Source organism: Pseudanabaena sp. UWO311, from assembly GCF_006937785.1.
In the GTDB taxonomy this organism is placed as follows: domain Bacteria; phylum Cyanobacteriota; class Cyanobacteriia; order Pseudanabaenales; family Pseudanabaenaceae; genus Pseudanabaena.
Genome location: NZ_SJEE01000044.1, coordinates 26,306 through 36,336, shown reverse-complemented (window position 1 = coordinate 36,336; position 10,031 = coordinate 26,306). Strand labels below are relative to the sequence as shown.

Here is a 10,031-nt window from a genome sequence, read left to right as displayed (position 1 = left end):
CCGCAATTGAATCTCTGTTATGCTTCAATTTATTTCGATGAACGTGTGTTTGTTTAATTAGGGATTGAAGTGCAGAAATAAATGTGAAGTTGCCTCTATACCTTGCTTTTGTTTCCCGACAAGTCTAGTATGGGCTGGAGCGAATTGAAAACTTCTTAACTTTTATTCGTTCTGGCAGAGGCATCGGCGAAATTAAGGAATACCCTAGTTACTACTGTACGTCAATTGCTAAGTTACTGTCTGGAACGCTTCAGATTGATATTGCTCCGAATTTAGATAATGCGCAACTGATATCAATGCGATCGGAAATCGATTATAAGATCGAGCAATGGCGAATCAAAAAGATGGGGAAAATGCCTAACAACTTTGGATTTGGAAAGGAACAAGCTGAACTGCGATCGCAACGAATCTTAAGCAAGCTAGGCTATCATGAACGAGATTCATGATAGCCTAGCTTGCCTAAGACATAAAATCCCAAATAAAAGTGGCTATAATATCTTGGGAATGACTGGATCGCGATCGCAATAAAATAAAATAGAATGTAAGCTGATCTAAATCCCTAGATTAAAAGTGCGTTTTAGGAGCGATTTGGGCAATGTCTGCAAGTAATACGAAGTTCGCAACAAGTTGGCTAAAGAATTTAAAGACAAATTTTTGGAATTGGCGGACGATCGCCCAGTTAATTTTTTTAGCGATCGTAATTACTTGCAGCATTTTGGCATGGAATACACTCGCTAGAAATATGCGAAATTCAGGGTTAGCGATTAGTTTTGACTTTCTCGGCGATCCTGCTTCCTTTGACATTGCTGATTCGCCCTTTCCCTACAAGGCTTCGGATAGTTATACAGTTGCTTTGCAGGTCGGATTGCTGAATTCTCTGAAAGCGATCGCTGTCAGCATTATTTCCGCCACAGTTGTCGGAGTAACGGTTGGAGTCTCGAGGTTGTCAAATAATTGGTTAGTCAAACAACTTGCACGGGTTTATGTGGAAATTCTGCGTAATACGCCGCTACTATTGCAACTGTTTTTTTGGTACTCAGCAATCTTTTTGACGCTTCCAACTGCTAGCGATCGCATCTCGTTGGGATTTGCAACTCTTGCTAAAGATGGCATCACGATCGCTGCCTTGAAAATGACTTTGAGTTCGGAGTTTTGCGCTCTAGTCTTGGGCTTAACTATGTTTTCCAGTGCCTTCATTGCGGAAATTGTGCGTGGTGGGATTCTCTCAGTTCCTAGAGGTCAAACGGAAGCTGCTAAAGCTTTGGGACTGAGTAACTTCCAAACAATGCGGAAAATTGTTTTACCTCAGGCATTGCGAGTAATTATTCCATCTCTTACTAGTCAATATGTGAATATTGCAAAAAATTCTAGTCTAGCGATCGCGATCGGTTATACCGATATTTATCGCATTGCATCCACGACAATTAATCAAACGGGAAGACCTGTAAATGTGATTCTGATTATCATGGGAGTATATCTGGCTATGAGTTTGACCATTTCCGCAAGTATGAATTTACTCAATCGCCAGTTCCAAATTGTTGAACGCTAATCTATATAAAAGAGTAACGGCGGCGCAAAGCGCCACCGTTACTCTTTTAATTGCACGCAAATTAAATAAGATTCTGATATGAACAAGCAAAGTATTTTAGTTTGGTTCCGCAATGACTTGCGATCGCATGATTGCGAAACCTTATATCGGGCTTCGCAAGATGCTCAACAGACGGGCGTGAAGATATTTCCTGTGTATTGTTTTGATCCCGCCCATTTTGATAAGACACACTTTGGTTTCGAGAAAACAGGAGCATTTCGCGCCAAATTTCTGATTGAGACTGTCGTAAATTTACGGGAAAGTTTGCGATCGCTTAGTTCTGATTTGATTGTTCGCGTCGGTCATCCTGATCAAGTTTTGCCTGAATTAGTTCAGCAACTAGAAATTGGCGCGGTCTACTATCATGCAGAAGTCACCACTGAGGAGAAAACCGTAGAAAAGAAACTAGGTTCTATACTTAAACAACTGAACGTTAGTTTTAAGAGCTTTTGGGGAAGCACATTAATTCATCTCAATGACTTGCCATTTGGGGATATTGCAGAGCTTCCTGAACTTTTCACTCACTTTCGTAAGCAAGTTGAAGCCAATCTTACAATTCGCGAAGTTTTCCCTACACCCGATCGCCTTCCTTCCCTGCCCGAAGGTACTGAGATTGGTGAAATTCCGACTTTAGCAAGGCTCGGACTTAAAGAACCTGCACCATGCGATCGCGCTGTATTGCAATTTGAAGGCGGTGAGACTAAAGCTCTGGAAAGACTAGCGCATTACTTTTGGGATAGCGATCGCTTGCAAGTTTATAAGCAAACTCGGAATGGAATGCTCCATGCTAATGATTCTTCTAAGCTTTCCCCTTGGTTAGCATTAGGTTGTATTAGTCCGAGCTATATATACACTCAAGTCAAAAAATATGAATGCGATCGACTAGCTAATGACTCAACTTACTGGCTAATTTTTGAACTCCTATGGCGCGATTATTACCGTTTTGTGGCTGCAAAACACGGTAATAAGCTATTTTATCGTTCAGGTTTAAGAGGTACAGATATACCTTGGGAACAAGATTGGAAACGATTCGAGCTATGGCAAACAGGAAATACAGGCTTTCCCTTAGTTGACGCAAATATGCGCGAACTCGCATCTACAGGCTTCATGTCCAATCGTGGTCGTCAAAATGTCGCAAGTTTTCTTACCAAAAATCTGGGTATCGATTGGCGAATGGGTGCTGAATGGTTTGAATCACTACTCATCGATTACGATCCTTGTAGTAATTGGGGTAACTGGAACTACACCGCAGGAATTGGTAATGATGCGAGAGGTTTTAGATTCTTTAATATCAATAAGCAAGCTAAGGACTATGATCCGCAAGGGGAATACGTCAAGCATTGGCTACCAGAGCTTATGGAGATTCCTGTCACTAAAATTCATCAACCTTGGCAGCTTTTAGCAGTTGAGCAGAAGCGTTTTAATGTTCGTCTTGGGGTTGACTATCCCCATCCTGTTGTCGATTTGTTTACTTCCGCAAAAGCAAATGAAGAAATTTATAATAATTCCGTCTATCTTTGATAGATGTGGAATAGATATCTCAACTCTTCCATATTTTTATTAAGCGATTGATCCAAATCCTCAAAATAACGTTGCCACTTTGAGGATTTACGCCCCTTGCTGAGTTGTATTTTCAATTCTCGAAAGTGAAGTTATGCCAAAGCACAAAATGGCGTAGCCATTTTGTGCTTTGGCATAAACACAGTAGAATTTCTATCTATTTTGATTGGACTCTGAAGGGTTTTGATTCATAGCTTCTGGTGTTGTAAAAGGTAAAACTGCATCGCGATCTTTATTTTCTACAGATGCAATCGGTTTGGATTGATAAAATGACATCGATCCTACGATAGGAATAGTTGAGGGGCAGCCTTCAGTCTTAAACCAAACCCTCTTACCTGAATATAAATCCTCAGTAGCAAGACCTTCAGAAACTATACAATGCCTACGAATATCGTGAAGTGCAAAAGCACCCATGCTTTCAGATAGCACTTGACTTACTGAATCTATATAGCGATTGTTGATATGCAGATCGCGATAGACTCCCTGAGTCACGTTGCGATTGTAGAGACTAGCTGAAGTCCCTACCTTGAGATTGTATTTCTCAAACATCCAATTAGGAACAAAGTAATTGTGCGATTCTCCCGTAGCATTTTTGAAGGTGACAATATTGCCAGCAATCTTTTCGATTACTTGGGGAGTTGTCTCATCTAAGTACTCACTCGTAGTTTGAGCCTTTATTGATGTAACTGATGTTGTGGAGGCGATCGCGATCGAAAACGCTGTAAAAAGGAAGCTTAGGATAAGTTTTTGCATAGTCTGAAATCTCCAAAGAGTATCGTGTGTTCGATTAGTTTCTACTTCCCTACGATTACAGAATTATGGTTGAGCTAATGCATGAATTGATTGACTACAGATCAAAACTTATCTATTCAGGAATTAAGCCTAAAATAGTTATCTCCATTTTCGCCAAAAAAACCCCAAAAGATGAAAGGTAACGTGGATCGTTGTCCTTTATCTTTTTGGTTGATGTTAATCAAGCTATTGATAGCAATTATCGGTGTATGATGTCACGGTTGTTAGAACCAGCGTAGTATTCCTGCTATCAATTGCAGACTAAATTCAACGTTAGTTCAAAGCTACAAATGATTGAGATCGCTAAGTGATCGCAATCATTTGTAGCAGTTAGCGTCAAGCTTTTCACGAAGCTAATGGCTATATCGAACGTTAAACTTAATTTCCACTTAAAAACAATAAAAAGAAATAAATATGAGTACAGCAATTTTTATTCAAGACCAAGCTGAATTTGAAGACCTTCGTAAAACGACATCTTTACTCGTTGTTGACTGCACCGCAACTTGGTGTGGTCCCTGTAAGGTAATTGCTCCATTTATCGATCAATTGGCGGAAAATTATAGCGATCGCGCTTCAGTGATGAAATTAGACATTGACGGAAATAAACCTTTAGCCAAGGAATTTGGGTTAAAGAGTATTCCTGCGGTTCTATTCTTTAAGGCAGGAGAATTAGTCGAGACGATGATCGGAGTCAAGACCTATGCAGAATTTAGCGCAACTCTAGAGAAATATCTATAATTACGCAAACCATTAAGGTTACGCCCCGCAGGGACGCAACCTTAATGGTTTAGGTTTGTAATTAATTCTGTTAATCTACTAGGATTACAATCTACTGGAATATTTGTCACCCCCCTCAGATTGCCTAGTCCACAAGCAGATGAAGCAATTACGGGAATTCCACGAGCGATCGCTCTAAGTAATATTCGAGGATTGTGCTCTACAAATGCAGGCAGAATCACCAATCCTACTTGATCGAGACAATCATGACTATTTGCTCTATTTATCTTTACATCTTTCCAGAAATCAGATCCTTCTAGCTCATTTCCAAGCAATGTTATTTCTAGGTTGAGCTTTTTTGCCAATTCACGCATTTCATAAGCGCCTTTTCGACCAATCGTAGAAGCAGGAAATAAGATTTTATTCCCCTTCGTGGTAACTGTTTTAAGTGCTGGAATATGCCAATCTAGCAGAATTGTCTGATCAGAAAATATGCTAGCTATTTCAGTATGTGGAGTAATGATTTTATTAGCTTGTTGTAGAGCTTGACGCTCAATTTTTGCGAATGTCTCACTTACTCTAAAATCCTTCAAAGTAGGACTTTCAGGATGCAATCTATGGGCTAACTCTAATCGCTCTTGCAACTTGTCAATGGGCAATCTTGTCATCAATACATCAAAAGTTCTGCCCTGCAAAACTCCCATTTGCCATAACCAAGGGAGTAGATTTTGCATTACCACAACATGTGTTACATCATAGGTTAGCAAAGATGCGAAGTTCTTCGCCAGTTTCTGATCATACTTTAGTAAAGTGCTTTGGAGCGATCGCCCCTGCGCTGGCAAATTTCTCGATTCCCAAGCCCTCATTAAAGTTATCAATGTCGCTTTATCAACTTTAGAGAATCCATCTTGAGTCCATTTGTAGTTATTCTTGTTAAATCTATGACCATCAATCGGAATGCCCAAAATATCTTGACTCGATCTTTGAGATTGGATATAGCGATCATATTCAAGCCAATACTCATTAACTAGAAAGACTGTCTTGCCAAAATCTGAACGCATATTGCTATGGGGAATATTTCTAAAGCAAGAGCTAACTTGGCAACTTACACAATTGTGGCGATCTCTAATCGTCTCACGCTCCTGAGTATCTACTTGCCCTATTGGATAATTACCCTGTTCACCTTTGAGCCAAACTATCAATGAGTTATGCGTCAGATGCGCTTCAATTCTAACTGCGCGATTTACTTTAAATCTTAAGTCCACATAGTTCCAAAACACAGTCGCATCTCTGCCGATCTCAGCCAAAGATCCTGCAATGATTTGGGTATGTGCATGACGTTCAACAATCTCAAATCCTGCATCTAAGGCGATACTGTAGAGAGCATTAGATAGTTGACACAACCCACCAGCAATACTAGGAATAATGCAACCCTGCCGAATCTCGCGACCCTCCATATAACCTTTCCTTCGAGATGGCTTCCCTATTTGCTTCCAGAAGCTAAATACTTTGTGAGGTTGTATTTCGATTCCATTAATATTTTTGATCGCTATTCTCAGGTTATGGATTTTTCCCGCTAGCAATTCTTGCTCAGAGGCTAATTCACTTGTCCATAGTGGAGTAATTGATTCGGCAATGACATTTTGTGCTGAAAGGCGATCGCATTTCGTATGAGTACTAACTGGATGAATTAGATCAGCGATCGTTCTTCTCAGGCGGAAGATATTAGCTTTGATCGCGAATAAACTGGCATTTTTAAAATCAGGAATCTTATTCCTTTGTCTTTGGATTGAGGTCTGCGTTGTTGTATTCATGATTTCATCTTTAGCTCAGATGTCTTTTGAAAATATTCAGCAGTTTTTGCTCAAACTAAATATTCTTAATACGTTGATTGCAAGAACTTTGAATTTGTTCCTTTACCTAGACAAATAAATGAATAGGTTTCGGTATATATTTGATTAGATAGACTGAATCAAATTCATTGGCTTTCGCATCAGCCGAGCCGAGAAATTTTATGAAAATCCTGCATGGCACTTGGATACCCGATCATAGTAGTGACTTTATCCAAAGTGGTAATTTTTATATTTGGGTAGAGACGACTGAGACTAAGGCGATCGCCATATCTAAACGTAAATCTTCCAAAGCCACAAAGGCATCTGAGGATTTATTAGAAAAACATCCTGCCAGTTTATCAGCAGCAGATTTAAAGTCATTTCTCTATAATGATCTAGCAATTAAAGATGATCTTCTTCAGGAACCAGCTAATAAGAGATTAAGCAAGGATCAGATTATCTTCCCGAAATATTTTTTATTGCCTACAAGTGAGAAGCAACCATTACCATCTCTAGAATCAGCAAGATATTTAGAGATTGAGAGTCCTGAAAGTTTTGAGCTAGAGTACTGGCAAATCGACTGTTATCAAGTTACTACACCCGTCAAAATCAGTGGCTACAACTACCGTCGTGCCATTAACATTGTCAAATTGCTGAATGACTTACATTTCATCGCGATTAATAATCTTGCTGAGGTGCAATTAGGCTCAGATTTACTATTTTGGTATCACTATACCCAAGCCTTTAAACAGATTATTCTTAAGGATCAATATATTCCTGCCTTTAAGTATCGAGAACTTGAGGTTAAAGCTAATAAAGCAACTAAAACTTCTACAAAATCCAAAAAAGAGGCAATTCAAAAACCAAAATTTGAAATCTATCCCGCTTGGGAGATCGTTTCTGAGAAATATGAAGAAGAACTGGGTCAATATGCAGAATATATGCCCCTAGCTTGTGTGGCAGGTTTTAGCGAACCTAATTCTCAACCGTTATTTAGCGATCGCCGCACCCTGTTACAGCATTTCTCAGAATCAATTCTGCATAGCATTCTCACCAACACTCCTTCTACAGCCCAATTCGATAAACAAGTATCTGAGTCATTATTAGAGCAATGTCTGAATTTTTCTAAAGATAGTTTTGCCAATGGCATTATTGATAGCAGTGCCGCGTTAGAAGAATATCAACAATGGCAAGCATGGCGACAAAAAATTAAACGCACCCAGTCCGATTCCGCATTCTATCTCTGCTTTCAACTCCAAGCTCCTTTTAAGAAAGAGGAACCTTGGCAACTGCAATTTCAAGTTGCGCCTAAACAAGATCCTTCTCTGAAGTTTTCCCTAGCCGATTATTGGACAATGACAGCAGCTAAAAAGAAAGCTCTTGAAAAGCAATTTGGCAAAGAGTTTGAGCAAAATCTATTGTTAAATCTTGGTTATGCTGCCAGAATCTATAATCCAGTTTGGCAAGGATTAGAAACCGATCGCCCAGTTGGTTTAAGTCTCAATCTTGACCAAGCCTTTGAATTTCTGAAAGAATCAGCTTGGGTTTTAGAAGATGCGGGATACAAAGTGGTTGTCCCTGCTTGGTGGACTCCTGTGGGTAGACGCAAGGCAAAAATCAAGCTCAAAGGTTCGGGCAAAAGTGCTACTAGTAGCAAAACTCAAGCCAAGAGCTACTTTGGTTTTGAGCAACTGGTGGAGTATCAGTACGAATTAGCGATCGGTGATGAAATTGTTTCTGCAAAGGAATGGGAACAGCTAGTTAATGCTAAAGCACCGCTAGTTAAGTTTCGTGGCGAATGGATTGAACTCGATCGTGACAAAATGCAAGAGATGCTTACCTTCTGGCAAAAACAGGGACAAGGCACATCGGCAATGAGTCTGATTGATCTTATGAAGTTAACTGCTACCGATCCTGATTGGGAAGTCGATCGCAACAGTACCCTCTCAGAGATGTTGTCAAAATTACAGGATAAACAGCAATTTGAACCAATCGAAAATCCACCGCAACTTAATGGAACTCTACGCGAATATCAAAAACGCGGTGTGGCATGGTTGCAATATTTAGAAAGTCTGGGTTTAAATGGTTGTCTAGCCGATGATATGGGTTTAGGAAAGACGGTACAGATTATCGCTAGGTTGGTGAATGAGCGAGCCGCCATTGGTGGAGTTGCCGAGCCGACGAAAGCCAAGAAAACAGCAAAAACAGCGAAATCCCAAAAAGTTATTCCTGCCGTTGTATCGATCAATGAGATCCCGCCCACGTTACTGATTGCACCAACATCCGTTGTCGGTAACTGGCAAAAAGAAATCGAGAAGTTTGCGCCACATTTACGTGCGATCGTCCATCATGGTAGCGATCGCACCCAAAATGCTCAAGCTTTTCAGGATATTTGCCAAACCCATGATTTGATTATTACGTCCTTCACTCTCATTCGCAAAGACGAAGCCATGTTTAGCAGTATGAACTGGCATCGGATTGTGATTGATGAAGCCCAAAACATCAAAAATCCTAAAGCTGCTCAAACCAAGGCAATTCTCAAACTCGAAGCCAAACACCGCCTCGCCCTCACAGGTACACCTGTTGAGAATCGGCTGCTGGATTTATGGTCAATTTTCAACTTCCTAAATCCCAACTATTTGGGCAAAGAAGCCCAGTTTAAAAAATCCTTTGAAACACCAATTCAAAAGAATAATGATCAAATTCAAGCAGGCGTATTAAAAAAACTAGTAGAGCCATTTATTCTCAGGCGCGTCAAAACCGATCAATCGATCATTAAAGACCTGCCCGATAAAATCGAACAAAAGCTTTATACCAACCTCACCAAGGAGCAAGCCTCACTTTATGAAGTGGTAGTGAGAGATGTGGAAAAACAACTCAATGAAGTGGAAGGGATTCAACGCAAGGGCTTAATCCTTTCGACATTATTAAAACTCAAGCAAATTTGCAATCACCCCCGTCAATTTTTGCAAGATGGTAGCGACTTCACAACCGAGCGATCTCATAAGCTTAGCCGTTTATCGGAAATGATGGAAGAAGTAATTTCTGAAGGAGAAAGCATCTTAATCTTTACTCAATTCACAGAAATTGGTGATGCTCTAGAAAAATACGTCCGTCAAAAGCTGCATTACAACACCTACTATATTCACGGCGGCACAAATCGCGATAAACGCGAACGGATGATTACGGAGTTCCAAGATCCTGAAACTGAGCCTTCGGTATTTATTCTCTCCCTCAAGGCTGGCGGTGTCGGCATCACGCTCACAAAAGCAAACCACGTTTTCCACTTCGATCGCTGGTGGAATCCTGCCGTTGAAGACCAAGCCACCGATCGCGCCTTTCGGATTGGGCAGAAAAAAAATGTCTTTGTCCATAAATTCATCACCATCGGTTCCCTAGAGGAGCGCATCGATCAAATGATTGAGGATAAGAAGAAACTTGCGGGTGCGATCGTTGGTGCAGATGAGTCTTGGCTTACGGAGCTAGACAACGACAAGTTCAAGCAGCTTATTGCTTTGAATAAGAGTGCAATTATGGATTAA

Annotated in this window: 7 protein-coding genes; 5 read left to right on the top strand and 2 right to left on the bottom strand. The window is 40.4% G+C overall.

Annotated features, from left to right (window positions below):
- Positions 1-296 precede the first annotated feature (296 nt).
- The 3 genes from PseudUWO311_RS24230 (at position 297) to PseudUWO311_RS22260 (ending at position 3,109) form a co-directional block, all read left to right on the top strand.
- Positions 297-446 carry a hypothetical protein gene (locus PseudUWO311_RS24230; RefSeq protein WP_190303620.1) on the top strand — a complete coding sequence of 50 codons (150 nt, stop codon included), beginning with the start codon at positions 297-299 and terminating at the stop codon, positions 444-446.
- 149 nt (positions 447-595) lie between these two features.
- Complete coding sequence (locus tag PseudUWO311_RS22265) at positions 596-1,549, top strand: ABC transporter permease subunit (RefSeq protein ID WP_142657424.1); 954 nt, start codon at positions 596-598, stop codon at positions 1,547-1,549.
- Positions 1,550-1,627: 78 nt separating this feature from the next.
- Complete coding sequence (locus PseudUWO311_RS22260) at positions 1,628-3,109, top strand: DASH family cryptochrome (protein ID WP_142657423.1); 1,482 nt, start codon at positions 1,628-1,630, stop codon at positions 3,107-3,109.
- Positions 3,110-3,301: 192 nt separating this feature from the next.
- On the opposite strand, the gene PseudUWO311_RS22255 is transcribed toward PseudUWO311_RS22260, so the two are convergent.
- On the bottom strand, positions 3,302-3,901 hold the full coding sequence (locus PseudUWO311_RS22255) for a hypothetical protein (protein ID WP_142657422.1): 600 nt from the start codon (positions 3,899-3,901) through the stop codon (positions 3,302-3,304).
- Positions 3,902-4,354: 453 nt separating this feature from the next.
- Here PseudUWO311_RS22255 and PseudUWO311_RS22250 point away from each other — a divergent pair, with 453 nt between their 5' ends.
- Positions 4,355-4,678, top strand: coding sequence for a thioredoxin family protein (locus PseudUWO311_RS22250; RefSeq protein WP_142657421.1), 324 nt, complete (start codon positions 4,355-4,357; stop codon positions 4,676-4,678).
- A gap of 41 nt (positions 4,679-4,719) precedes the next feature.
- Here PseudUWO311_RS22250 and PseudUWO311_RS22245 read toward each other — a convergent pair whose 3' ends face one another.
- Entirely contained in the window at positions 4,720-6,471 is a 1,752-nt protein-coding gene (locus PseudUWO311_RS22245) for a VanW family protein (protein WP_142657420.1), read from the bottom strand.
- Positions 6,472-6,671: 200 nt separating this feature from the next.
- Here PseudUWO311_RS22245 and PseudUWO311_RS22240 point away from each other — a divergent pair, with 200 nt between their 5' ends.
- Positions 6,672-10,031 (top strand): DEAD/DEAH box helicase, encoded by a 3,360-nt coding sequence (locus PseudUWO311_RS22240; protein ID WP_142657419.1) that lies wholly within the window; start codon positions 6,672-6,674, stop codon positions 10,029-10,031.